This window comes from Peribacillus sp. FSL M8-0224, from assembly GCF_038003055.1.
Lineage (GTDB): Bacteria > Bacillota > Bacilli > Bacillales > DSM-1321 > Peribacillus > Peribacillus frigoritolerans.
The window spans coordinates 1,116,236-1,142,546 of record NZ_JBBOOJ010000001.1 but is presented as its reverse complement, the minus strand read 5'-3'; the positions used below and the strand labels follow the sequence as shown (position 1 = coordinate 1,142,546).

Sequence of the window (26,311 nt, the reverse complement as noted above, 5' to 3'; positions counted from 1 at the left end):
TTAAGATGAAACAGGCTCTTTTCTTAAAAAAATCCATACTATGTAAAGAATTTGAGAAAAGGAGGCTAATTATGCAAACACAGTATTTACCTTACTATCACTATCCACAGACCATAATGCTGCAGAACGATTACAGAAATGCATATGGGAATGAATATGGACCTGAATATTGGAATGACGAGCGCTTCTTTCCTTTCTTTCCTCTATTGGCTCCTGTAGCTTTTGTTGCAGGATTGGCAATTGGACCGTTGCTATTCAATAACCGTCCACCTGTCTATCCTCCATATCCTCCTCCATATCCTCCTCCATACCCGCCCGCCTACCCTCCTTACCCTGCTTATCCAGCGTACCCTCCCTATCAAGGCTTTCAGGGTTACCAGCAACAACAATTCGGCGCACAGGCTGGGGTATCTGAAAATATCAATATCTACACTCAATAAGAGTTGGACAGAAGGCGACATAAACGCCTTCTTTTTCTTGGACCAAAAGGAGTCCGATTGAATTTTACTTCCCTATATATTTTGAAGTGGTATAATATGAAAATGAATAGATGGTAAAGTGTTGGGAAATGATGGTCATACCCTAGAGGTGTACATGCTTAATTTTTTCACTATTTTCTGCCTGGTTGCACACACGTCTCTATTTCAACCAATATATAAAACGGGTTTTTCCTGAAGGAAGTCTGTATGTAACGTCCTTCTAACCTTATTAAGAAAAGGAGTTTCCACTAATGAACCAAACGAAAGGACATTCTGAAAGGGATGAGTTTTCGATAAACTCCCTTGCCCAAGCCGTGTTTATTGTCAATAAACATGCAAAGACTGCATTGGAGCCAAAGAATTTATATAATTTAAAACGGCTCGCATTAAGCAAGCTTATGCAAGAAGGAAAAGCGAAGAAGATTGGACTTCATTTCTCTGATAACCCTCGCTTTGCAGCACAGCAATCCGACGTCATTGTCGAATGCGGATCATATGTTTTTCATTTACCTCCCACTAAGGAAGATTTGAAAAAACTACCCCACCTCGGCAGCCGGGCAGCCTCCATACGGAACCCTAAAGCCGCGTTGTCATTATCCAAGGCCAAACAGATCCTGCAATCTTACGTTGGACAAGCAGGTGAAAAACAACCGAACACAACCAATACCGAGAAAAGGGCTCACGGGCGCAGGTCGGTCAAGCAACCTTTTAACAATCCATTCCCATCTACCTTTTTAGGAAAAGGTTCCAAGTATTGATCATTGATAAACCAAACGGGCCGTGAGGTAACGCCTCATCGGCCCGTTTTCACATTCATAATATCAATCTGTCTATCAACTTTATAAGCTCTGCAATTTCAGGCTTGCTGATTTGCGCGTCAGCCCCTACGACCTGACCTTTATGACGCAGGCTGTCAGTAATCAATGAAGAGAAAATAATCACCGGCAGCCCAGCAAGTTCCCCGTTTTCCTTTATTCTTCTAGTCAAATGATGTCCATCCATCTGAGGCATCTCAATATCGGTAATCAACAGTTGCACTTCCTCTTCAACCACTTTTCCTGATTCAATCAAATTCTCAAGATAATTAAATGCATCAAGTCCATTCTCATAAAACTCCAAGTACTTGAATCCTGCTTCTGACAATGTATCGAACAGCAGCTTTCTCAGTAATGGTGAATCTTCAGCAATCAGGATTCTCTTGTCAGAATTTTGACGGATACCAAGCTTTTTTACCTGTTGGATGTTTATTCCTGATTCTGGATTGATTTCGACCACTATTTTTTCAAAGTCGAGTAACAGTAACATTTCACTATTTAATTTTATTACTCCGATAATCTGACTTTCAAGGCCCTGATACATATCCGAAGGCTTTTCGATTTGGGACCAGGAAATACGGTGGATCTGTGTTACGGTATGGACATGGAAAACCACTTTTTGCTGATTGAATTCAGCCACTATGAATTTATCCTGCTCAGGAGTTTCAGATGGCGGAAACCCTAAAGCATCCGCGACATTCACAACTGGCAGGACTTCTCCGCGAAGCTCGATGATTCCCTCCACATTTGGATGGGAATGAGGGACAAGCGTGATGGGGACAGGATTGATGATTTCCTTCACCTTAATTACGTTAATTCCGAATTTATTCTTTCCGAGACCGAATTCCACTATCTCAAGCTCATTCGTTCCACTTTCCAGTAATATTCCTTTATTTGCTTCCACTGTTTCATCTCGCCCTTCTGCTTTTTCATTTCAAAATTCCATAAATCATTAAACCGCTAGGAAAAATATCATGGTTTCATCAATGAACTCATACCTAATAATTCGGTTAAATATTTCTTTTGTTTAGAGCATGGATAAAAAAAATCCAGAAGTGATCATTTATTAAAGCCCAAACAAAAAAGGGACCCAACTGAGTCCCCCTTATTCCAAGCTCATTTTCACCACTGTCATTCCGCCACCATATCGTTCGTAAGCCTATCCCTTCGATATAAACCCCCGCCGCGCAAACTAAATAATGCATACTCACCAATTTCTCAAATGATTCTTATCTCTTTCGCGACCTTTTCTTAGGATTGAGCCAACCTTTTTTTACAAAGAATAAAAACATCATCAAGGCAATACCGCCCATCGTTCCAAGAATGAGGAAATAGCCATAATGCCAATTTAATTCCGGCATATATTCAAAATTCATCCCATATACGCCCACTATGAAGGTCAGCGGCATGAAAATGGTAGTGATGACAGTCAATGTCATCATCGTTGAATTCATATTATTAGAGTTCACAGACAAATAGCTATCACGGATATCGGACGAAAAATCTCGATACGATTCAAGCATTTCAGTCAATTTAAGAAGATGATCGTACACATCATTAAAATAAAGATGCTGATCTTTCAAGTAATTCAGACGCTCCGATGAAATCATTCTGTACAATAAATCACGCATCGGCAATATGGTCCGACGGAGCCTGGACATATCTGTACGTAAATCGAAAAGCTGATCCATCAATTCGTTAATCGTGTCATTTTCAGTATTTTCCTCAATGCTAGCCAATTCGCTTTCAATTTTATAAACAGGCGGGAAGAATTCATCGACGATCCTGTCAATTATCCTATGCATCAAGAAAAAGGGACTTTGCTTCAACATTTTATTACCGGCAATTTCTTCCCATACCTTTTCTAGTTCAAGCATATCTTCCTTATGAAAACTGACTATCCATTTTTCACCAACAAACATATCCAATTCCACTGCTTTAAATACCTTCTCCCTTAAAGCATGAATCACAAGAAATTGGTAGCCTTCATAAAAATCCATTTTGGGACGTTGATTAAAATCATCCAGGCAATCTTCAATTGCCAGCGGATGAAAGTGAAAATGATTGGTTAAAAGTTCGATTTCCTTGTTTGTGGGATTGGAAAAATCCACCCAGTACCACTCGATATCCGGATTATTCATTTCCTTTAGCGGTAAATCAAAACTGATTTCTTGATTAGAAGTAATTGCGCAAGTCCTTATCAAATGTATCAACCCTCAAAATTTTCTTATCATACATTATACCTTTATTTCATTAATCATAAAAAGTTTTCTCCCCCTCCAAACTAAATGATAAAATAGGATGAATGAGTCAAACATAGTACATAAATTCATGTAGGTAGATAAGGGAGGATATTCATAGATGGAACATTTAATAAACCCTCTAGTAAAAGACGTACAAATATCAGGAATCCGCAAATTCTACAATATGGTCGCTGATATCGAAGGCACCATTTCCTTAACGATAGGGCAGCCTGACTTTCCAACTCCAACGCATATTAAAGAAGCGGCAAAACAAGCCATCGATAATGACTATACCGTTTATACTCACAATGCCGGCTATCTGGAATTAAGGGAAGCCGCTTCAAATTATGTAAAAGATAAATACAAGCTTAACTATGATCCGGCGACTGAAGTGATCGTGACCTCTGGTGCCAGCGAAGGCATAGACATTACATTTCGGACGATCCTCATCCCAGGGAACGAAGTAATATTACCGGGTCCGGTATATCCGGGATACGAACCCATCATTAAGATGTGCGGCGCAACACCTGTTTATGCCGATACAACAAAAAATGGATTCCGTTTGACGGCAGATATACTTGAAAAGTACATAACTGAACACACTCGGTGCATCGTTCTGCCCTATCCATCGAATCCGACCGGGGTTACATTAACTGCCGAAGAATTATTGGACATTGCCGAACTTGCTAGGGGCAAGGACATCTTCATATTGGCTGATGAGATATACAGTGAGCTGGTATTCGATCAGGAGCATGTTTCGATTGCCACTTTCTTAAAAGAACAAACCATCGTCCTGAACGGATTGTCCAAATCCCATTCCATGACCGGTTGGAGGATCGGCCTTCTGTTTGCGCCTGCAGCCATCTCTAAGCATCTCCTGAAGGTTCACCAATACAATGTGACATGTGCCGCCTCCATATCGCAGAGAGCTGCCTTGGCAGCACTGACGGCAGGCAGAAATGATGCAATACCCATGAAGACTGAGTATGCACGGAGACGGGAATACGTGTACAGCCGCTTACAAGCGATGAAACTGGAAATAGTCAAACCAAATGGTGCCTTTTACTTTTTTATAAAGCTGCCTGAAGGCTATGCCTCTTCCCTTGATTTTTGCCTCAAGCTTGTTCAACAGGAAAAAGTGGCAGTGGTCCCTGGAGATGCCTTCTCTCCCCTTGGCGAAGGGTACTTCAGGATATCTTATGCCTATTCCATGGAGACCCTGGAAAAGGCCTTGGACCGTATTGAAGCTTTTTTAGCTAAAAAGTAATCGCAAAAAAAATAGTGGCCTTCAATTGAATGGACAATTGAAGGCCACTTTCCAATGTTCAAGGATGTCAGGCTACCTAAGTTTTTTCACCTTGCCGCCAACTAATACAATCTTCGTAAAAAACGAATTTCCCGATATCCTTCTTCCTTATTTGTCGTGGTAAGGCTCACTTCAACGATGGACCCAAGTAAATCAGCCATCACTTCTTCGAATTCCTTTGCGGAGCGCGGCTTTGAAAAGCCTAAGCTCTTCAATTCGCGCATCAGTATCTGAAAACCGGCATTCGTTTCGATATGACTGAATTTCACCGGCAAGATTAGCGGACTTTCATTCATTAATTTCAGATCCCAACGAATGGGCTTTGTTTGATGAATGGTTTTTTCTCGTTTAAAACCTTCAATCCTTACAATATATCGACCATCTTCTAATTCCTGGAATTTCATATTGATATCATCGAATTCGCCCATAGCTTTCACTCCTTTTTGTAAAGGCTGTCGCTATCAGCTTATTCATGATAAAGAAATGCTAGCACTTAATTATAATGTTTATATAATGCCTGTGTACCGCTATTTTCTTCGCCAGCTTCTGCCAGCCCCTCATACAGGGATTTGCTCAGGCTTAATCCAGGAGCGTCCATTCCCATTCTTTCCGCTTCATCAAGTGCAATCTTCATATCCTTGATAAAATGCTTAATATAAAAACCAGGTTCAAAATCCCCTTCAACCATCCGCGGTACGAGATTGGACAATGACCAGCTCCCGGCAGACCCCGATGATATGCTTCTTAATACCCGGTCCGGATCCAACCCCGCCTTTTTGGCATAGGAAATCGCTTCAGTCACTCCGATCATATTGGATGCAATGGCGATTTGATTGCACATTTTCGTATGCTGTCCTGAGCCAGCCGGGCCTTGATGGACAACATTGCTGCCAAGGATATCAAAAATGGGCCGGACCGCTTCAAATGCATCACTAGACCCGCCGGCCATGATCGTGAGCTTTGCATCACGAGCACCGATATCTCCACCGGAAACCGGTGCATCCAATGATTCCATGCCCCTTTTCTTCGCTTCCTCTGCTATCTTCACTGCCAAAGTTGGAGTCGAGGTCGTCATATCGATTAAATAAGTTCCTTGTTTCCCGTTCTCGATAAGGCCATTTTCCCCAAGATAGATTTCTTCCACATCACTGGGGTATCCCACCATGGAAATGATCACATTAGCATTTTGCGCAATTTCCTTTGGAGCAGCTGCCCACTTCGCTCCCTGTGAGAGCAGTTCACTTGCCTTATCTTTCGTCCTTGTATAAACAAATACCTCATACCCCGCCTTAAGCAGATGTGCGGCCATGCTTTTTCCCATAACTCCTAAACCAATGAAGCCGATCACTTTGTTCGATTGCATCAATGCAGATTCCTCCCAATCATTTTGTTTCAAAAAAACTTAAATGGACTTTATCATTCCTCCGTCAACTAAATAGGACTGCCCCGTTATATATGTATTAGCACCTGAAACAAGGAAAGTAACGAACTTTGCAAATTCCTCGGGTTCCCCATAACGCCCAAGAGGGATTTTGTTAATGGATTGTTCAGTCATCTCCTCTGGAGTGACGCCTTGTTTCTCTGCATTCATCTTATCAAGGTGCTGAACGCGATCCGTTGCGATTCTTCCTGGACCGACTGTATTGATCAAAATCCTGTCTGGTGCTAATTCTGAAGCTAACGTCTTCGACAAACCAACGATTGCCGTCCGGAATGTATTCGATAATATCAGTCCTGGAATCGGTTCCTTAATGGATGAAGAAGCAATATTAACGATTTTCCCGCCTTGTTTTTTTAAATGTGGCAAGCTCTCACGGATCGTCCTTATGAAGCTTAGTAAATTAAGTTCAAAAGATTGTTGCCATTCTTCATCCTTGAAATCTGAAAAGGAACCTCCTGGAGGACCTCCGGCATTATTAATAAGAATATCAATACCGCCGAATTCTTCAGCGGTTTGCGCAACCAGGCTTTTAATATCTTCAGCTTTTGTTATATCCGTTACCATATAAGAAACTTTACCGGTCCCAAGCTGCGATAATTCCCTTTGTACGGCGGCTAGCTTTTCTCCATCACGGCTGGCTAGCATGACATTTGCTCCTTCTTTAACCAATTCGGCTGCCATAGCCTTCCCCAAACCTTGACTTGAAGCTAAAATCAAGGCATTTTTCTTTTCCAAATGTAATTCCATATCATATCTAACCTCCATATTCTTAAAAATATAATTCCATTATATCGTTATAACCGTAAAGTGAAAAATCTGAATAATCATTCTTATGATTTTTTATTTGCAAAAAAAATAGCCGGTTGGATAAACAACCGGCTTCAAAGGGGGAAATGAGAATGTCAGCTGCCCTAAAAGAGCTAAACAACTGTGCTTGCTTTTTATTTACCCCCATTTTGGTGCAATAAACCATTTTTTCTTTAAATTAAACAAGAATTACAGGACAGCACCCCATCCGAAGGTTTTAATGGATGGGGTGCTGTTTTCCTGATTTAATTATTTCTTCAAAGCGTTAACAACCGCTTCTTTCACATTATCATTCGTGTCCAGCCCTAGAACTTCCTGAGATAGTTTTTTCATCTCTTCAAGCGAAAGTTGGCTAATTAAAGAACGTGCTTTTAAAATCGAAGTGGCACTCATTGAGAATTCATCAAGGCCCAATCCGATTAAAATCGGGATGGCCACTTCATCTCCAGCCATTTCCCCGCACATTCCGGCCCATTTCCCTTCTTTATGAGCTGCATCTATGACCATTTTAACCAAGCGTAAAATCGCTGGATTGTATGGTTGATATAAATAAGATACTCTCTCATTCATTCGGTCAGCGGCCATCGTATACTGAATCAAGTCATTAGTGCCTATGCTGAAGAAATCGACTTCCTTAGCAAATATATCCGCCATCACTGCAGTTGAAGGGATTTCAACCATGATTCCGACTTCAATCTTTTCAGCAACTTGAATACCATTATCAAGCAATTCCTGCCTGACTTCAGCCAAGACTGCTTTAGCTTCGCGGAATTCAGCCAGTGTGGCAATCATCGGGAACATGATCTTCAAGTCCCCGTAAATGCTTGCACGAAGCAGGGCACGGAGCTGGGTCCGGAATATCTCCTGCTCATTTAAGCAAAGGCGAATCGCACGGTAGCCTAGGAAAGGGTTCATTTCCTTAGGAAGCTCTAAATAAGGCAACTCCTTGTCTCCGCCTATATCAAGCGTCCTGACGACTACAGGCTTCCCTGACATTCCTTCCAGCACCGCTTTGTATGCCTCGAACTGTTCTTCTTCACTTGGAAAGTCATTTCTGCCCATATAAAGAAATTCCGTACGATATAACCCGATGCCTTCACCGCCATTTTGATGTACGCCCTCCAGATCTTTCGGCGTGCCAATATTGGCTGCCAATTCCACATGATGGCCATCATTCGTAACGGTTTTTTCATGAACAAGTTTCGCCCACTCAGCTTTTTGCCTGGCATAGGCTTCCTGCTCCTCTTCGTAGCGTTTCACGAGTTCAGGAGTGGGATTGATGTGGACTTCACCCTTTAACCCGTCAATTATGACCAAGTCACCATTTTCAATGGTAGTGGTCACTGACTTCGCTCCAACGACTGCTGGAATTTCCAATGAACGGGCCATTATGGCTGAATGGGATGTACGTCCACCGATATCGGTCGTGAATCCTTTAACATATGCCGGATTCAACTGTGCTGTATCGGATGGAGTCAAATCCTCCGCAATGATGATCACTTCTTCAGCAATCATGCTCGGATTAGGAATATGAACACCTAAAAGATGTGACAGCACCCGTTTCGTGACGTCACGGATATCCGCTGCTCGTTCCTTCATGTATTCATTATCCATTTGTTCAAACATCGTAATGAACATGCTTGCGGTTTCATTTAAAGAAAACTCTGCGTTGACGTTTTCTGATTGTATTTTATCCTGAATTGGAGTGATAAGTTCCGGATCAGCCAAAACAAGCAGGTGCGCGTCAAAGATTGCGGCTTTATCGGCCCCTAGATCCTTTTCGGCTTTATCCCTGATTATTTCCAATTCATTTGTTGACTTTTGAATAGCTTCCTTAAAACGGGATATTTCAGCCCCGACATCTTCTATGCTTCTTTTTACAATCGATAAATCTGGCTCAGTCAGTCGATAGGCTTTAGCGATGGCTATTCCGTTTGAAGCTGCTATTCCACTAATCAAAGTGGACATTATTCTGCTAATCCTTCTCTGTTCAACGTTTCGGCAAGTGTGTTCAGTGCATCGTTTTCATCGCTTCCTTCAGCAGAAATCGTAATTTCCGCCCCTTTGCCGATACCTAGGGACATTACACCCATAATGGACTTAAGGTTCACTTTTTTCTCTTTATATGCAAGGTTTATTTCTGAATCAAATTTTCCTGCAGCTTGTACAAGCAATGTTGCCGGACGAGCGTGAATTCCTGTTTCTGCAGTTACTGTAAATGTTTTTTCTACCATATAGATCAATCTCCTTTAAGATAAATTAACAAAAATAGGTTATGTAAGGGGTTTTCTCTATCCAAATGAAAAAAGAAATGCCCTTTTCCTTATCAGGATAGCATTATCATTCCCAACAAACAAACCAAAACTATTGGTACCTACAAAATAGTACAAAAATATAGATGGAACTGCAACTATTACTTTTCAGATTCTTCAATGATTAAATGGACAGCTGCGCATTTTTGGTGAAAAAAGCCCTGAAACTCAGCATAATGAAGAGGACCACCGTTAATGAAACACTTCCGAGAATCCCAATCAGAATCGCAATCTGGTACTCAATAGCAATTAGCGGGCTTATCCCCGACATGATTTGCCCTGTCATCATTCCTGGAAGGAAGATAATCCCCATCCCGAGCATATTGTTCAAAGTCGGGAGCACAGCCGAGTCGAATGCAGCATCCACATATTTCTTCACAGCCTTCGCTGGAGTCGCTCCAAGCATCAACATCGCTTCTACCTTTTCACGATTACCGCTTATCCCATCATGGAGGTTTTTAAGCGCCAATGTCACTCCGGTCATGGCATTCCCCACGATCATCCCTGCAATTGGAATGAAGTACCTCGGCTCATACCATGGCGTGAAATGGATCACGACCACATTAAAATAAAACAAGGCAGCCATGGGACCTGACAACATACTTAAGATAACCATCCTTTTGATTTTCTTATTAAGAGTATGGGACACTTGCTTAAAAATATTATGGATGGAAAATAGGGCCATCGCACATAAAAATCCTAAAGAAAGTAATGGGTGGGGATTTTCAAAGATATATGTCAAAACATATCCTGCGAGAATGAGTTGGACAGTCATCCGCACTGTGGCCAGCATGATTTGCTTTTCCCGTGTAATCCCGCGCCACTTCACGATCATGAGCAGAATCACTACAAACACGTAGGCCGCACAAAGACGCCAGAACTCAATATCTATTATCCCATTCGACTCCATTAATAGTCACTCTCCTTCGCCTTTTTCAGAACGATCCTATGCTCAGCACACATGTCCGCCAGCTGTTTTGAATGGGTTATCATGATGACCGTTCCTTTTTCCCGCTTCACTTCTTCTAAAAAACACCCCATGACCGTCAGCTCGGCTTCCTCATCAAGAGCTGAAGTCGGCTCATCCAGTAAATACACCTCGGGGTTCAATAAAAGTAACCTCGCCAGTGCCAGTCTCTGTTTCTCCCCGCCAGAAAGATTCTCCGCACTCTCGTCTAAGGACTTCTGCAACTGGACGGTATCAAGTGCTTTAACCAATTCTTCTTTATCCTTTTTTTCCCGTTCTGTCAGCTCCAGGCCAATCTGAAGATTTTCTTCAATCGTACCCGGTAAAGTGAATGGTGCCTGAGAAAGCATTGTGACTTTACGCCGGAGCTCTATCGGGTTGAATTCATCCAGCAACTGATCCTGATAATAAATCAAACCGCTATCCGGGTCATCCATCCTGTTCAATAATCGTAGCAGTGAGGTTTTTCCTGCACCGCTCTCCCCAGTCAAACAAGTTACCATATACGCCGGTATTTGCAAATCATCAATATTCAAAATCCCTTTATATTTAATATTTTCTAGCCTGAATATCATTTTACCCGCCTGCCTCCCTTACTCCACCATATCATTATAAGAAACTATCCTGATCTGGGGTAGCGATGCATGTAAAGATTTTCATTTTCTTTCGCATTTTTATAGGTTAGTATTATTCCTGCCGAATATATCCATGACTGATGTGGAAAACACCTTAATAAATGGAGGGACTTATCATGAACGGAAATTCCTTTTTACATTCTTACCTGAATGTTTTTCTCCTTACTGCACTTTGCCTGATCACGTTGTCTGGCTGCCAGGCAGCTTCAGATAATCTGATCAATCAATCCAAACAGGAAGATTCACTCTCCAACGAAGACACCCAATCCAGTGCGGACTCTTCAAATGAAGAAAAAGGCAAGACATTCACAGCCGAGATCATCAAAGTTATTGACGGAGATACAGTCAAAATCAAAATGACTAATGGAAATCAAGAAACGGTCAGGCTCCTGTTGATAGATACTCCAGAAACCGTGCACCCATCCAAGCCCGTTCAGCCTTTTGGACCTGAAGCAAGCAAGTTCGCCAAGGAACTCATGCCTTCTGGCTCTAAAGTGGAAGTAGAAACCGGCATAGGTGAAAGAGATAAATACGGCCGGCTGCTGGCCTATTTTTATGTTGATGGTAAAATGGTGAATAAACTGCTGCTGGAAAAAGGACTGGCAAGGGTAGCCTATGTTTATGCACCGAACACGAAATACCTTGATGAATTGGAAAATATTCAAAAACAAGCCCAACAAAACGAAATCGGTATTTGGTCAATCGAAAACTATGCAACTTCAAAAGGGTTTGATGATTCGAAGTCAAAAGAAGCATCCGTGGAAAAGCCCATTGGGTCTTGCAATAACCCGCAAATTAAAGGAAATATAAATTCCAAAGGCAATAAAATTTATCACATTCCTTCGGGCCAATATTACGAAATAACTAAACCAGAAGAAATGTTTTGTACTGAAAAAGACGCACAGGATGCTGGATTCAGAAAATCGCAAAGTTAACAAATACGGTTTTTATAAAAAAAGATCGAGTTGATTTCAGAAATCCGCTCCCTTTCCGCCGACTGCCTGCCAAGCCTCATCAAAGAAAGCGTCTGCAGGGTCTCGGCCAGCCAGTTTTTCGGCAGGAGTGTCGCATATTTCTTCCATTAAGGATTACAGGAAAAAAAACATGAAGAAAAAACTAGTCTTAAACAGGGTTCGGAATAAGACGAGCCAGCAGTTTTTTCTTTTAAAACACAAAGTTGATTGGAACGGAAGGACGAGACTCCTGCGGGAAAAGCGTGGCAAGGGAGACCCCGCAGGCGCGCCGAGGAGGCTCTCCGACCACCCGCGGAAAGCGAGTGCCTGAAGTGGAAATCTAAATTTTACACCGCCTCAAAAAAAACTCTGGACAAAAGGATTTCTATCTTTTAAAACAAAGTTGATTGGAACGGAAGGTACGAGACTCCTGCGGGAAAGCGTGGCAAGGGAGACCCCGCAGGTCCACCGAGGAGGCTCCCCGACCGCCCGCGGAAAGCGAGTGCCTGAAGTGGAAATCTAAATTTTACACCGCCTCAAAAAAACTCTGGATAAAAGGATTTCTATCTTTAAAACAAAGTTGATTGAAACGGAAGGTACGAGACTCCTGCGGGAAAGCGAGGCAAGGGAGACCCCGCAGGTCCTCCGAGGAGGCTCCCCGACCGCCCGCGGAAAGCGAGTGCCTGAAGTGGAAATCAACGTTGAACTATATAAAATATATCCTTGTTTTAAATGAGGCCATTCCAAACTCCCTTTTCGACAAACGGTACATCATGTTTCGGCACATCCAATCTTTGGATGTGTTTTTTCATTTGCTCCCACACACTCAACATTTCCTTAATTATCCTTTTCTCATCAAAAAGGTTCTCTTTAGCTCCTTTAAAACCCACTTGTTATTACCGCCATTTTTCGGTTATGCCATTTGGCTTTATCCGATCGATTTATTTATGGTAGAAGCACCCGGGAATACAGGAAAGTGCACTTTCTAAAGGTGACTTGCTTAATGAAAGATTTCTCAGCGCTAACGGAAGAATTCACCCCGATGATCCATCATATTATCCGCTCACTTTCCATCTATAAAAATAAGGAAGAATATTTTCAAGTAGGCTTGATCGCTTTATGGGAGTCATTAGGGAATTTCAATGAAGAATACGGACAATTCTCCAACTATGCCTATACGGTAATCAAAGGCAAAATTCTGAACGAATTAAAGCATCAGCATAAATATGAAATCCGTACCGAACCCTTTGATTCCTTCCTATTAGAGATGATTAAAGATCCTTTTTCAATGCATGAAGAGGCCTTTGCCATCGATAATGTATTAACCTACACGGTAGGATTGACACTGAATCAGCAACGCTGGCTTTTACAGACATACCTTGAAAATAAAACCGTGACTGAAATCGCTGAGATATATCAAGTTACTGCTGCAGCCGTCAAATCATGGAGAAAGTCCGCCTTAAATAAATTAAGGAAACAATTGATTTTTCCAATATAAATAATTTGGGGTGGCTCAATCATGAGCCACCCCAAATTATACATCCATCAACTTCTCGCTTCTTCTAAATACGTATAAATTATCACACCGTTATGTTGAGCATTCCCCCGAAAATGTTTAAAGTCATGCCTATTGACAAGGACCTCACGAAAAGCTAAAAATTCTTCTTTTGTTATCCGGAACTCTTCCATTTCCCGATTTGCCAATTTATCGAGTACTTCTTTTGCTTCCTCTGCATTCATATATTATCCTCCTTAATTATCGAATGTTCCATCATTTTCAGACAGGAGAAATTCCGTTTTCATTTTAACATAAGCTTGCCACTTAATATAAATTAGAATTTTTTGTTGCCCACTCACTACATTATTCTTTACGAATGCTTTAAAATAGTGCAAACTGTATATTAAAATATCATAATGTAAAATGATTGGCATTTTTTGTACATATAATTACATACTGGTACGCATAACTGCGTTTGCAAGATATACCAAATTATGCCACATCTTTACAACGCTCCATTACAAGAATCGTACCTCCTTTTAAAAGTTTAGCTTACTGTACCGACATAAGAGATAACTAATTCTCTTACTAGCACTTCCCACGTCAAAATCTAAACGGCAAGATGTTCGAATAATCCAATTACTCCATTGTTACTTTTTGATCATTGGAAACAAAATGGGAAAGGATGATTACCATGAAGAAAGCGGAAGTTGGAAATATCATTGAATTTAGAGAAGGCTTAAAAGGAATCGTCGAGAAAGTGAACGAGAACTCAGTAATCGTGGACGTCACGTATATGGAAAATTATCGTGATTTGGAGCTTGAACAAAAAACAGTCGTAAACCATAAAAATTATAAAATCATAGGATAATTCAATTTATCAAACGGGATGGTTACTAGATGACCATTCCGTTTTTCACTTTTTAGCAATCTTCCCATTCGATTCCCCCGCTTTTTGTAACCATTTCTATTTCATGCCGTCTAATTCATTAAAGGGCAAAGCATCTGTATGTGATGCAGGAATAACCAGTTTGAAATTTCTATCAGAAAGATGAGGGAAACACATGACTTGTTGGACACGTTATATTGGCAGTGTCACATTCGCCGCTTTTCTGCTGACTGGCTGCGGTACGGCCACAGACGAAAATGCAGATGAGCCACAGGAAGATTCAATAAAAGAGGAGAACGGAGGCAATACTTCTCAAAGAGGCAATCGTAATAACCGAAGCGATAACAAAATAAGACTGATGGAGCAAAACCTGCAGTATACAATGAACGGGGAAGCAAAAGAAAAAACAGCATTCCTAAAAAAAAGCGATAATCAACCGTTCAGCCTCTATGTTTTGCAACAATTCAAGCTAAGTGCCGAAGAACCAGGAAAAGATATTGTGTTCCTGATTGAAGATGACTCCATTTATATGAGAATCGAATTGTTGAAGGCCGATGTCAGTTGGGATGAGGTGGAAGAAAATGTTCAAGCCCAGCTGAAAAGCATTTCAGAAACGATTAGGGATCCTTCACTTGATATCGGGAGCGGCACAGGATTTGAAGTGGAAAGTGGGGATGATGTCATCACTTCCATTTTGCTCAAGGATGAAAAAGCACCCGTCCGCTTAACTATGTTCACGAAAAAAGATAAAGATTACCGGGATGCTTTTCTAGAGATGGCTAAGACGCTGATGAAAGGGTGACCATTGATTTCCCCCCTGGTACGGAGGGCTAGGGTCAGGCCCCCCGTTCTCCATTACTCCTTGCCCGCCTTGCACTTCCAGACAAGCACTAAAAAAAGGAGGCTTATGTATCCAAAAACCGGATAAATATATCCTAGTAACCTTCCATATCCGAATTCACTAATGATTAAAGCTATTAAAAAGATCACCGCTATGATCAGCATGCTTGGCAATTTAATATAACTGCTGATTTGCCTCTGTAAGCCATATATGTTTCCGATGACCGAAGTGAATATCTCGCCGTATATCACCAAAATGAACATCCAATACAACTGACTGGCCGCCGTTCTCATAATAACTGCTGAAGGAATTTCATAACGATTCACGTCAGGAAGTGTCATAAGTGAAAAATGCCCCGTCAATAAAATGATGGTCAGGAATATACCTCCAAGAATTGCTCCATGCTTAATGACCTTCTCATCTCGAACTTCATACGCAACCGGAACCAGCACAGCCTGTGCCAAAGCCAGGTTAAAGGCTGTATAGGCAAAGGGGGACAAAATCATTTTCATGGTGATCACTTCATCCGGAACTTTTGTCAGGGTCTTAAAGAAATCCACATTACCTAAAGTCGAGAAAAAAAGAATCACGCTAAAGCAGATCATGATTGGTACAACAAACGAGTTCACAGTGAAAACACCGCGCATGCCCATCATCAGGACCAAGGATGCCAGTATGATCGTAGACCAACTTCCAATACTTTTAGGCACGCCAAGTTGTTCTTCAAAAACGGCTCCTGAACCCGAAATCATGACAGCCGTCACCCCTAACAGCATGATAAGGAAAAAGAAGTTGATGATTCCTGCTATTTTCTTGCCAAAAAGAAATTGATTGAACTCCTCATAAGAAGATGCTCTGATCCTTGCGGAAATGAGCATGATTTTCGTGCCGGTGAAAATGAAAATATAACCTGCTATTAAAATCCCGATAAAGCCATAAAAACCATAACGGGTAAAAAACTCGACAATCTCTTTTCCAGTTGCAAATCCTGCACCGACGACTGTGCCTACATAAACCGCTGCAATCTGAAAACTCCCTGACCACCTTGACAGCATACTCTCCCCTCCTCCCTACATTTATATGTAAGGAAGAGACATTTAAGACAAGCCGAGCAATATTCCTTTCGTCAGCTGTTTTTTTCCTGGGTTACATCCTCTCATCGTGCAGTCTGAAACCCCCTATGCATTTCACTGTGAAGCATCATTCCGAACGCATGAAAGATTTTAAAAAAACGCTTGGAATAATCTCCAAGCGTTCAGACTGTAAACTAATTAATAAACGTACCAGTTTATTCCAGAAATTAGTTCCCTTTCCGCTGACTGTCTTTCATGCCGCATAATTGCAAGCGCCTGTGAGGTCTCGGCTAGTCAGTGATTCGGCAGGAGTGTCGCAAATTTCTTCCATCCAATAATGTTTCTTTCTATAAAAAAAGTGTTCATGAAGGATAACCAAGTCTTCTTTTATAATCATGGTTCGGAGTTAGATCATTTCATAATGCTTTATCATCAACAGTGGAGAGCCATTCGTCTATCACCTTCACAACGGACTGTACAGTACCGTCAACAAACGGGGATTTTAGATTCGCAGATTCAACGAGATCAAGGAAGGACTTGCTGCCTCCAAGTTGGCACAGATTCAAATAATCCTCCCAAGCCGTTTCATCTTTTTCAGTCGACCTTTTCCAGAATTGGAAAGCACAAATCTGGGCCAATGTATAGTCGATATAATAAAAAGGTGATTGATAAATGTGGCTTTGCCGCTGCCAATACCCGCCATTCTCCAAGAATTCGTTTCCTTCATAATTACGATGCGGCAAATATTCCATCTCGATCTTACGCCAAGCCTGCTTCCTTTCAACGGGGGAGGCATTAGGATTTTCATAGACAAAATGCTGAAATTCATCAACAGCTACCCCATACGGGAGGAATATGAGGGCACCGCTTAAATGGGAAAACTTATATTTTTCCGTATCTTCCTTGAAAAATAGCTCCATCCATGGCCAAGTTAAAAATTCCATGCTCATCGAATGGATTTCACATGCTTCATATGTAGGCCAATAATACTCAGGAATGTCAAGATCACGGCTGCGATACACTTGGAATGCATGACCTGCCTCATGTGTCAAAACATCAATATCCCCGGAAGTACCGTTGAAATTAGAAAAGATGAATGGAGCTTTATAGTCTTCTATAAAAGTACAGTAGCCACCGCTTTCTTTTCCTTTTTTCGCCACAAGGTCCATCAGGTCATTATCAATCATATAGTTGAAAAACTGATTCGTTTCAGGTGATAGTTCCTGGTACATCCTTTTCCCATTATCGATGATCCACTCAGCATCGCCTTTTGGAATGGCATTACCCGTTCTGAAATGAAAATTCTCATCATAATAGTTCAGGTTCTCCAATCCAAGACGTTCCCGCTGCTGTTCCTTCAGCCGGGTGACAAGCGGTACCACTTCCTCTTTCACCTGCTTGCGGAATACAGCAACCATATCAGCATCATAATCAGTCCTTGTCATTCGATAATACCCAAGTTCCACGAAATTCCCATAACCCAGCGCTGTCGAAATCCCATTCCTAACCTTGACAAGTTCATCGAATATACGATCCAATTCCTCCTGCTTTTCTTCAAAGAAACCGTAATATGCCTCACTTGCATTTTTCCTTAACTCACGGTCCGAGGACTCCATAAAAGGCTGAAGCTGCGCAAGTGTTAATTCTTTTCCATCAAAGTGAATTTTTGCAGAGGCAATTAATTGTGAATACTCACTTGATAATTTATTTTCTTTTTGCAGTTGTGGTATGATTTCGGGCGAAAAGGTTTTGAGTTGGGCCTCTGCCAGGTCAAATAGTTGAGTTCCCCATTTCTCCTCAAGCTCCTTACGGAATTTCGAGCGAACGAGTTCATTGTAAAATTTCGAGGTCAATTCTTCCATTTCAGGGGAGAAGTCATCTAAGTAATCATTCTCCGCTTTATAAAAAACATCATTGGTATCTATGGAATGCCGGATATAGACCAAATTAAACATCGTACCTACATAATTTCGAATTCCGTTTATTTCTTCCATGGCTTTTATTTGTGCATCGGCGTTTGCAGCGTCCGTAAACTTTTCCAAAGCTTTCATGAACCGGGTTTTAATTTCATCCATTTCAGGACGTTTATATTGATACTCATTAAATTTCATATGTAGGCTCCTTTTCGAATATAAAACATTTTTTCTGTATAAACCAGAGTGTCGTTATCCAATCGGATTCGTTTCCAAGAAACTTTCACCATTATCACGATTATCTTAATGTAATTTAATTCGCCACTGCGTTATTAAAAACCTTTTTATGTCGCTAAAACAAATTCATGTTTTATCAGACATAAAAAAACAGCACCTGTAGTCAAATCAAGGTGCTGTTTCTTTAGCTAATTTTGAGCGGAATACCCAATCTTTTTAAGCAATTCAATCACGGTCGCCTTTTCATCTTGCGTAAGTACACTCATGATATCATCGATTCTTTTTTCATGCTCAGGAAAAACTCCTTCAATAAAGGCCTTTCCTTTATCGGTTATCTTTGCAAAGGTTACACGGCGATCCTCTTTACATGCTATGCGCTGCAGATATTCCTTCTGTTCAAGTTTATCCACGACATAGGTAATGCTGCCGCTAGCTAGCAGGATCTTTCCGCCTATTTGCTGAAGAGGCTGATCCCCTTTATGATAAAGCAATTCCAGTACTGCAAACTCAGTTGGATTCAAACCCTCTTCAGCTATATGTTTATTAACCACATCATTAATGGATCGATGAGCTCTAGACATCACAATGAACAGTTTCAAAGACTGTTGGATGTTATTATTCTCCATAACTTCACAACCTTAAAAATTTTTAATTAAAATATCTTGAATTAAAAGTTATTATATGACATAAAGGATTTTTTGTCAATCTGCCCTGTTAGTATGCACTATTGTTTAATCAATCATTTTGATATACTTGAAAAAAAAGCTAAAGTAGTGACAAACATGAAAACGAGGCATAAATTCACCACATATCTACTTATTGTTATTTTACCATTAATTTTTCTCTCTATCATTTATTGGATGCATTTAGAACGTTCCCTTCTAAAAGAAAGACAGGAACAAGCTGAATGGGCGGGAACGGTTTATCAAGAATACATAGATCAAGTTATAAGGGAAACGAAGGAAAACCTTGAGCTGCTTAGCCTTAGCAGTTCCGTGCTTTATATGGATGACAAAAAAACCGAACTGCTTATGAACTGGATCAAAGATACAGATTCCAGGTATGCCGGAGTATATTGGCTAAATCGCGACGGTGTTTCCATTTCGGGTACGAATAAGAATTTCCATCATTACCATTTAATCGAACAAAATGATATGGAACGTGCAGTAAAAACTCAAAAAGCAGTTGTTGCAGGAACAAAGGAGCTTTATAACGCTCATTTTAATTATTTTTCCATTTTTGCTCCCATACTGGATCAAGATAAAAAAGTGCAAGGGTTTTTATTGGCACATATCAGGCTGGATCATATGGAAAAAATATTAAAAATGCTCAGCCCAGGTCATACCTTTATATTGGAAACAAAGGACAAAACCCGAATTTTAGATATAAATGCCGAGGGATTCAATGGACATTCAACATGGGTGGATGTTCCTTTGACCGAAGTTGATTGGACACTGAGCGTCAAAGTGCCCGACAAGATTAACACAAATAACATGAATGTTTTTTTAATGCTTGTTTTTTTCACCTTCTTTATTACTCACATGATTTATATCATCATGGAGGAAGTGATCGTTCGCAGGCATGCCAAAAAACAAAAATTACTAAATGAAAACCAAAAAATAGATTTTGTCGGTACATTGGCTGCAAGTACTGCACATGAAATAAAAAACCCACTGACCGGCATAAAGGGGCTAGTGCAGTTACTGGTTGAAAAACACCCTGAGGAGCAAGATCAGTTCTATTACTCTGTCATCATGAAGGAAATTGAACGGATCAATAGCATCGTCAGCGAATTTTTGATTTTAGGAAAGCCAATGGTACAAACTTTATCCTTATATGATATTCGCAGTATCATTGCTGAATTGAGACCAATAATAGAATCAGAAGCACGTCACTTCAATATTGAAGTGGAATGGAATATCATAAAGGAGCCAATCCTGGTTCATTGTACAAAGGACCAACTCAAACAAGTCATTCTCAACATTGCCAAAAACGGTTTCGAGGCCATGGAAGTTGGGAAAAAGTTAAGGATTCGTATTCACCATGAAAATGAATGGGCTAAAATCATGATCATCGATAACGGGCAAGGATTGAATGAAAAAGATATAGGGAAAGTGTTCGATCCCTTCTATACATCGAAAAAAGAAGGAACGGGATTAGGGCTATTTGTGTGTAAACGAATCATTGAATCTTTTAACGGCACCATCGAGTTTTCAAGTAAACCTCTGGTCGGTACAACCGTTACAATCAGCTTGCCGCTTATAAAAGACCACACTTAGCAATACTTTGAAGAGTTATCGAATTTTTCATGAAGACTAGTAACGATCCCGATTTATTTAAGGTGTCATGCATACGGTGCATGCTTCTTGAATCTATTTATGGAATAGGTAAAAATCTTAATCAGGAAGAAGGATATATACAGATGGGAAGTATCGCTGCCATTAAAACAAAACCGCAAAAACAAGATATGACTCTGAAAATCATGATCATCATAGGCATATGCCATTTAATGAATGATTCTCTTCAGGCCGTCGTACCGGCCATGTTCCCAATCCTCGAAAAATCAATGTCGCTTTCGTATACACAGCTTGGAATGATTGCATTCTGCCTGAATATCGTCTCATCGCTCCTGCAACCGGCAGTTGGGTTCTATACGGATAAAAAACCATTTCCATATGCATTGCCCATTGGGTTGACCAGTACTTTAATCGGGGTCATCATTCTCGCAATTGCCCCAAACTATACCATTATCCTTGGTGCAGTCATCCTGATGGGCTTAGGGTCGGCCATATTCCATCCGGAAGGCTCCAGGGTTGCCTACATGGCAGGCGGACCAAAGAGGGGCCTGGCACAATCCATTTATCAGGTCGGCGGGAATAGCGGGCAGGCACTTGCCCCACTCATCACAGCCATCGTACTTGTTCCATTTGGTCAGAAAGGCGCACTCTGGTTTGCCCTGGTTGCCTTAATGGCCGTTATCCTATTGCTGTATATTGCCAATTGGTATTCCCAAAAATTAATTCACTTCCAGCCTAAGAAGCTTGCTGCAAAAATAATCAATAAAGAGCGGTCCCATAAAGTGGCCAAAGCCCTGGTATTGATTTTATTCATAATCTTTGCCCGTTCCTGGTATGTATCGTGCATGACGAACTTTTATAGTTTTTATTTGATCGAGCAATATTCATTCACGATAAAAGCCGCACAATTTTTCCTATTTGCCTTTTTGGCAGCTGGTGCTGTAGGTACATTTTTCGGAGGCCCGCTTGCTGATAGATTCGGACGTAAAAACATCATTTTCTTTTCTTTCGCTGCCAGTATGCCAATAACCGCACTTTTACCATTCGTACCTCCTACAGCCGCTTTTATCTTATTATTGATAGCGGGATTCATTATCATGAGCAGTTTTTCCGTCACGGTAATATACGCACAGGAATTGGTTCCGGGAAAAGTCGGTACGATGGCAGGCTTGACCGTAGGTTTAGCCTTCGGAATGGGTGCCATTGGATCCGTTTCATTGGGAGCCATTGCAGATATAATTGGAATTGAATCCATGATTAAGCTAGTGGGATTCCTGCCATTACTGGGGATCATCAGCATATTGCTACCGTCTGATCTAACATTGAAAAAATGGTATGCAGAAGATTGATGCAAAATGGTTTTTTCCAGGAACATATTCTTTATGTCTAAATACAATGAATTATTGTTTCACCCAAAAATTCGCAAAGAAGTAACGATAAGTACCTTACAAAGGAGAAATTTATGAGTGGAGTTTTATTAGGCAGCATCCTATCTGCTATGTCTACAGGGTTTGGTGCGTTACCGATCTTGTTCATTCAAGGTTCAATCACACATCGATTCAGAGACACGCTACTGGCATTTACCGCTGGAATCATGATGGCTGCTTCGTTATTGAGCCTGATCCCGGAGTCTCTGGCCACCGGAGGGTATATTCAGCTAGTAATTGGGGTTTTTCTCGGGGTAATGACATTAACGATCATGGAACAAAACATTCCTCATATCGATCTCAGCCATACGAAAAGTGGTATTCAGTTCGATGAAAAGGCCTTGCTCATCATCACTGCCATTACACTCCATAATATTCCTGAGGGGCTTTCTGTCGGGGTCAGTTACGCCTCTGATACAGCTGATACAGGTAACTTGATCGCTTTTGCCATCGGCCTGCAAAATGCTCCGGAAGGCTTACTGGTCGCCTTGTTTTTAATTAATCAAAAAATCGGTAAACTCACAGCATTCCTGATTGCAACCTTAACCGGCACCATCGAAATAATTACAGGCTTACTGGGTTATTATTTAACCTCTTACATTGGGTTCCTGGTTCCATACGGCCTAGCTTTCGCCGCCGGGGCCATGCTTTTCATCGTTTATAAGGAACTGATTCCCGAAAGCCATGGGGATGGTAATGAACGCACATCCACCTATTCCTTCATTATCGGCCTTTTGTTCATGGTCATATTATTGGAAATTTTATAATTGCGGTACTTCCATGGCTGGCTCCATCAAGTGAGTCAGCTCTTACTTTTTATTTATCAGTGTAATCCATTCAGAAAAATTAAGACTTCTAAACCAATCCGATGCACGAAGGACACCTTCTGGTGACCTCCCCTCGATATATACCCCAAATCCAAAGGAAATTCCAAAGATATATTCTTGTTTATATAAGTCTTTCTTTATTTGTTTTTAGATATGATTCATTTCACCAGAAATCACACAAAGCTGATTGTCTCTTGCCTGCTAATATAAAAAGTCATGGGCATTGCATTTCCTTCTAAAAGGAAATGTCATCATTAAAGGGCTGCTGTACAATAACAACCATTTCTTCGCGCTTATTTCTCACTTCCACTGATGAATGATGTTGAAGGATCAGGTACTCATTTATAAGTTTGTCAAGCTGCTCACTTTGGCGAAGGGTATACTCATGGCCAAGTCCATACATTTTCGCCAACTCCATCATTTCCCAACGCTTCATTCGAATCTCAGAACAAATTTCCGTTGCACACCTAGAATTCATAACTACATTCACTACTCCTGCCCTTTTAAAGTTACATTATAATAAAGAAGTATTACAAAATATGCCTTATATGTAAATAGATTCGCAAAAAAAGACAAAACTTCTTAAATTGCGATATGGCTTTGTCCATCAGCAGACAGGATATGACGGAAATTCCTAAGCATAAGCATCATATATTGATCAGGAAGATTTCATATGAAGACAGCTCCGAAAATCGCTTTGAAAGATCCCCCCATTTGGATGCTATTATTAGTTTTCGCTTATTCAATTCGAGCAAATAATTTCTCAATGATTTAAAAGCAGGACAGCCCCTTAAGTGAAGGGGAAAAATGTTTATCATTATTACAACCCTCATTTGAAATCCCAGGATAATAATGCTGGAACAAAAAAGGAATCCGATAAAGGATCCCTAATGTAATATCCATGCTTTCCGTTAACTTAAGAAAGGTATAGAGCATCCCCTTCTACATTACTCGAATGGCAAATAAATATGAAAACTCGTCCCTTTTCCCACCTCGCTTTCCACTTCTATATAGCCATTGTGTTCTTCAATGATTTTATAGCTGACCATGAGCCCCAGCCCTGTTCCCCTATCCTTCGTCGTATAAAAAGGTTCACCCAATTTTTTTAGCATTTCCGTTGAAATCCCCATGCCTTTATCGGTAATTGAAATGCAAACGTATTTCTCTGAAAATCGGCTTGTTTTAATGTGAACAGACCCGCCATCCGGCATGACTTCCAATGCATTTTTGATGATATTAATGAACACTTGCTTTAACTGGTTCGCTTCACATAAAACCTTACATTCATCTTCTTCAAAGTATGTCTCGAATTGAATATTTTCCAACAGTGCCTGAGCGGCCAGTAATTCCAGTGTTTCTCTCAATATGGTATGAACATCCTGTTTGAAAATTTTTAGCGCCTGCGGCTTTGCCAGTACCAAAAATTCCGTGATAATGGTTTCGATTCGCTTAATTTCGGATGTAATCACATGAAAATATGTGGAAAACTCCCCTTTAACACCGTCCTCAAGCAACTGGATAAAACCTTTTAAGGCTGTCATTGGGTTCCTGATTTCATGAGCAATACCTGCCGCCAATTCACCAACGACATTCAAAGTATCCGATTTACGGATTTGTTCCTGCATCTCGAGATTTTTACTCACATCACGGAAAATGCTTAAATTCAGGTTCGAATATAAATTTTTCCTCGTCAAAAATTCAATATGCTTAACTCTTCCATCTTCGAATGTTATCGGAATGATGGAGGAGTATACCTCATGCTTATAAACATTTTCAATATGAGCATTCAAGACTGGAGCATTTTCAGGAATTTTTTCGATGAATCCCTTAACAGATAAAGAAAGCAGTTTGCGCTTCGAAATCTCCAATATTTTCTGACCCGCTTCATTAATATCCGTGAACCCTTCATGATTCCATAAAATCAGGCCGTCTAATGTTCCCTCAAAAATCTTCCTGAACTTCTTCTCACTATCCCTTAATTCCTTCTCAATCAGCCAGCGCTCACTGACATTTCGAAAGATCGTTACGTTATATCCGTCACCTTCATGTTTTTTTGCAGTCAATTCTAGCAATTTAATTTGGTTATTAGGCATTTTATAAATCAGCTCACCCCGCACCTGGGTGTCTCTTTCAAATGTTTCCATCATCTGACTAAAATGGTGATTGTTGCTGTAAACGTATTTCCAGATATAACTGCCAATCAAATCCTCCCTGCTGGATTCGAATATTTTACACGCTGAATGATTGACCCGAAAAATGATCCCGTCATCATTCCAGAATATGATTGCATCCATGGACTGGTCGAATAATTCCGCAAAAATCCGTTCGCTCGTCTCTAACTTTTTTTCTATTATATTTGATTCTGTAATTCTTCCAAGCACAGACATATATAGTTCATTTCCTACCGTTGAACTTATCGAAAAAGTAAAATGATGCAGTTCATCCCCGACCTTTATCTCTACCTCCCCTTTATAGTTCGACTCATCAAAGGCTCTTTGTATGCTCTCATCCCAATATCCCCTATAATCTGGGGAGATGAGGTCCCTCATATTCTTACCGACAATCTCTTTTTTCGGAATGCCCAAGGCATGGATAAAGGCATGGTTCACTTCCATTATTATTCCTGAACTGTCGAATAGAACGATGCTTTCTATGGCTGTATCGAAAATGTCCAAAAACATCTGTCTTGACATCCCTGTTTCCCTTGACGAAGAAACATCCAATGTCACATCCCCCAAACGATAGAACTGCTGTCCTTCGGAAAGTGATCCCATTCGTATAAACTCTATTTGCTTAAGGGCTCCGGTATGTAGCTGGATAATTTGCCTTTCACTTTCATTCGAGGTTTTTAGGGTGCTTGACACTTCCTGGTTATTTAAAGGGATGACATCGAGAAAATCAGTTATCCTCATGGACTCCAGTTGATCTTTAGGTGTTTCGAGCAGGGCACAAGCGGCATCATTGGCATAAGTGAGACGCAGTTCCTCATCAACCCTGATATAAGGCTCTGACATTGAATCGAACATATTCAGAAACCCTTCGATCTGTTTATTCAATTTTAAAATTTCCTGTTTATATTCCGTTTCATTCTCATAACCGATATTCATATTAACCCCCCTCATCAAAACCCATACCTACCCAACTTTATTCGACATCCATCTTGATTTTCCTCGGTATTTTTCGAAAATCAGCGCAAACTCCTTTATCCAAAATTAACCTATATATCAAATGATAGTATATTGAATGCTGTAAAACTTAGCGTTAAGCTTAATTTAAGGTTTTTATAATAAATTTAATAAATAATGATTTAGTACAAGGTATTTAGGGAATAAGAAATAACAATGCTTTCTA

General features: G+C 40.6%; 26 protein-coding genes. 10 read left to right on the top strand and 16 right to left on the bottom strand.

Translation table 11 applies throughout. The features are described 5' to 3' along the window. The first annotated feature begins 116 nt into the window (after window positions 1–116). Window positions 117–440, top strand: coding sequence for a hypothetical protein (locus MKX49_RS05525; RefSeq protein ID WP_445670159.1), 324 nt, complete (start codon window positions 117–119; stop codon window positions 438–440). A 290-nt stretch (window positions 441–730) separates the two neighbouring features. Next, on the top strand, window positions 731–1,237 hold the full coding sequence (locus MKX49_RS05520) for a YkyB family protein (RefSeq protein ID WP_063596360.1): 507 nt from the start codon (window positions 731–733) through the stop codon (window positions 1,235–1,237). A 55-nt stretch (window positions 1,238–1,292) separates the two neighbouring features. On the opposite strand, the gene MKX49_RS05515 is transcribed toward MKX49_RS05520, so the two are convergent. Both MKX49_RS05515 and corA read right to left on the bottom strand, forming a co-directional pair. Beyond that, the gene (locus MKX49_RS05515) at window positions 1,293–2,198 is read right to left on the bottom strand and encodes a chemotaxis protein (RefSeq protein WP_340875549.1); all 906 of its coding nucleotides are present in this window, start codon (window positions 2,196–2,198) and stop codon (window positions 1,293–1,295) included. Window positions 2,199–2,523: 325 nt separating this feature from the next. Further along, on the bottom strand, window positions 2,524–3,507 hold the full coding sequence (corA, locus tag MKX49_RS05510; protein ID WP_264640628.1) for a magnesium/cobalt transporter CorA: 984 nt from the start codon (window positions 3,505–3,507) through the stop codon (window positions 2,524–2,526). Window positions 3,508–3,655: 148 nt separating this feature from the next. Between corA and MKX49_RS05505 the strand changes: the two genes are divergently transcribed. Beyond that, window positions 3,656–4,804, top strand: coding sequence for an aminotransferase A (locus MKX49_RS05505; RefSeq protein WP_340875546.1), 1,149 nt, complete (start codon window positions 3,656–3,658; stop codon window positions 4,802–4,804). 101 nt (window positions 4,805–4,905) lie between these two features. Here MKX49_RS05505 and MKX49_RS05500 read toward each other — a convergent pair whose 3' ends face one another. The 7 genes from MKX49_RS05500 to MKX49_RS05470 all read right to left on the bottom strand — a co-directional run bounded on the left by MKX49_RS05500 (window position 4,906) and on the right by MKX49_RS05470 (window position 10,942). Then, on the bottom strand, window positions 4,906–5,271 hold the full coding sequence (locus MKX49_RS05500; protein ID WP_034314117.1) for a hypothetical protein: 366 nt from the start codon (window positions 5,269–5,271) through the stop codon (window positions 4,906–4,908). A 65-nt stretch (window positions 5,272–5,336) separates the two neighbouring features. After that, window positions 5,337–6,239, bottom strand: coding sequence for an NAD(P)-dependent oxidoreductase (locus tag MKX49_RS05495; protein ID WP_323599434.1), 903 nt, complete (start codon window positions 6,237–6,239; stop codon window positions 5,337–5,339). Window positions 6,240–6,245: 6 nt separating this feature from the next. Then, window positions 6,246–7,031 (bottom strand): SDR family oxidoreductase, encoded by a 786-nt coding sequence (locus MKX49_RS05490; protein WP_340875543.1) that lies wholly within the window; start codon window positions 7,029–7,031, stop codon window positions 6,246–6,248. Window positions 7,032–7,340: 309 nt separating this feature from the next. Then, window positions 7,341–9,059 (bottom strand): phosphoenolpyruvate--protein phosphotransferase, encoded by a 1,719-nt coding sequence (ptsP, locus tag MKX49_RS05485; RefSeq protein ID WP_328130231.1) that lies wholly within the window; start codon window positions 9,057–9,059, stop codon window positions 7,341–7,343. After that, window positions 9,059–9,325, bottom strand: coding sequence for a phosphocarrier protein HPr (locus MKX49_RS05480; RefSeq protein ID WP_034314127.1), 267 nt, complete (start codon window positions 9,323–9,325; stop codon window positions 9,059–9,061). The genes ptsP and MKX49_RS05480 overlap by 1 nt, the downstream gene beginning before the upstream one ends. 202 nt (window positions 9,326–9,527) lie before the next feature. Next, the gene (locus tag MKX49_RS05475; protein WP_340875536.1) at window positions 9,528–10,313 is read right to left on the bottom strand and encodes an ABC transporter permease; all 786 of its coding nucleotides are present in this window, start codon (window positions 10,311–10,313) and stop codon (window positions 9,528–9,530) included. After that, window positions 10,313–10,942, bottom strand: a complete 630-nt coding sequence (locus MKX49_RS05470; protein ID WP_445670158.1) for an ABC transporter ATP-binding protein — start codon at window positions 10,940–10,942, stop codon at window positions 10,313–10,315. Before MKX49_RS05470 ends, MKX49_RS05475 begins: the two co-directional genes overlap by 1 nt. Before the next feature lie 179 nt (window positions 10,943–11,121). Here MKX49_RS05470 and MKX49_RS05465 point away from each other — a divergent pair, with 179 nt between their 5' ends. Beyond that, a complete protein-coding gene (locus MKX49_RS05465; protein WP_323599431.1) occupies window positions 11,122–11,940 on the top strand; it encodes a thermonuclease family protein in 819 nt (272 codons plus the stop codon). Between the two features lie 746 nt (window positions 11,941–12,686). Here the strand turns inward: MKX49_RS05465 and MKX49_RS05460 are convergent. After that, window positions 12,687–12,848 carry a hypothetical protein gene (locus tag MKX49_RS05460; protein WP_153246083.1) on the bottom strand — a complete coding sequence of 54 codons (162 nt, stop codon included), beginning with the start codon at window positions 12,846–12,848 and terminating at the stop codon, window positions 12,687–12,689. Window positions 12,849–12,961: 113 nt separating this feature from the next. Here MKX49_RS05460 and MKX49_RS05455 point away from each other — a divergent pair, with 113 nt between their 5' ends. Next, window positions 12,962–13,456 carry a sigma-70 family RNA polymerase sigma factor gene (locus MKX49_RS05455; RefSeq protein ID WP_340875528.1) on the top strand — a complete coding sequence of 165 codons (495 nt, stop codon included), beginning with the start codon at window positions 12,962–12,964 and terminating at the stop codon, window positions 13,454–13,456. A 47-nt stretch (window positions 13,457–13,503) separates the two neighbouring features. Here MKX49_RS05455 and MKX49_RS05450 read toward each other — a convergent pair whose 3' ends face one another. Next, entirely contained in the window at window positions 13,504–13,698 is a 195-nt protein-coding gene (locus MKX49_RS05450; protein WP_340875526.1) for a hypothetical protein, read from the bottom strand. Between the two features lie 452 nt (window positions 13,699–14,150). On the opposite strand from MKX49_RS05450, the gene MKX49_RS05445 reads away from it, so the two are divergent. Both MKX49_RS05445 and MKX49_RS05440 read left to right on the top strand, forming a co-directional pair. Then, window positions 14,151–14,327, top strand: coding sequence for a YkvS family protein (locus MKX49_RS05445; RefSeq protein ID WP_064505160.1), 177 nt, complete (start codon window positions 14,151–14,153; stop codon window positions 14,325–14,327). 193 nt (window positions 14,328–14,520) lie between these two features. Next, entirely contained in the window at window positions 14,521–15,147 is a 627-nt protein-coding gene (locus MKX49_RS05440) for a hypothetical protein (protein ID WP_340875524.1), read from the top strand. Window positions 15,148–15,200: 53 nt separating this feature from the next. Here the strand turns inward: MKX49_RS05440 and MKX49_RS05435 are convergent, their stop codons facing one another. From MKX49_RS05435 to MKX49_RS05425, 3 genes are all read right to left on the bottom strand, one after another. After that, window positions 15,201–16,241 carry a YkvI family membrane protein gene (locus MKX49_RS05435; RefSeq protein ID WP_340875522.1) on the bottom strand — a complete coding sequence of 347 codons (1,041 nt, stop codon included), beginning with the start codon at window positions 16,239–16,241 and terminating at the stop codon, window positions 15,201–15,203. Window positions 16,242–16,675: 434 nt separating this feature from the next. Then, window positions 16,676–18,370, bottom strand: coding sequence for a M3 family oligoendopeptidase (locus tag MKX49_RS05430; protein WP_340875520.1), 1,695 nt, complete (start codon window positions 18,368–18,370; stop codon window positions 16,676–16,678). Window positions 18,371–18,597: 227 nt separating this feature from the next. Further along, entirely contained in the window at window positions 18,598–19,035 is a 438-nt protein-coding gene (locus MKX49_RS05425) for a MarR family winged helix-turn-helix transcriptional regulator (protein ID WP_034314147.1), read from the bottom strand. Between the two features lie 156 nt (window positions 19,036–19,191). Between MKX49_RS05425 and MKX49_RS05420 the strand changes: the two genes are divergently transcribed. The 3 genes from MKX49_RS05420 (at window position 19,192) to MKX49_RS05410 (ending at window position 22,900) form a co-directional block, all read left to right on the top strand. Continuing rightward, on the top strand, window positions 19,192–20,688 hold the full coding sequence (locus MKX49_RS05420) for a PAS domain-containing sensor histidine kinase (RefSeq protein WP_340875517.1): 1,497 nt from the start codon (window positions 19,192–19,194) through the stop codon (window positions 20,686–20,688). A 143-nt stretch (window positions 20,689–20,831) separates the two neighbouring features. Next, window positions 20,832–22,055: an MFS transporter gene (locus MKX49_RS05415; protein WP_048678249.1), complete on the top strand. Its 1,224-nt coding sequence runs from the start codon at window positions 20,832–20,834 to the stop codon at window positions 22,053–22,055. Window positions 22,056–22,168: 113 nt separating this feature from the next. After that, window positions 22,169–22,900: a ZIP family metal transporter gene (locus MKX49_RS05410; RefSeq protein WP_034314151.1), complete on the top strand. Its 732-nt coding sequence runs from the start codon at window positions 22,169–22,171 to the stop codon at window positions 22,898–22,900. A 295-nt stretch (window positions 22,901–23,195) separates the two neighbouring features. Here MKX49_RS05410 and MKX49_RS05405 read toward each other — a convergent pair whose 3' ends face one another. Next, window positions 23,196–23,450 (bottom strand): aspartyl-phosphate phosphatase Spo0E family protein, encoded by a 255-nt coding sequence (locus MKX49_RS05405; protein WP_340875514.1) that lies wholly within the window; start codon window positions 23,448–23,450, stop codon window positions 23,196–23,198. Window positions 23,451–23,907: 457 nt separating this feature from the next. Continuing rightward, on the bottom strand, window positions 23,908–26,067 hold the full coding sequence (locus tag MKX49_RS05400; RefSeq protein WP_340875512.1) for a PAS domain-containing sensor histidine kinase: 2,160 nt from the start codon (window positions 26,065–26,067) through the stop codon (window positions 23,908–23,910). Window positions 26,068–26,311 lie beyond the last annotated feature (244 nt).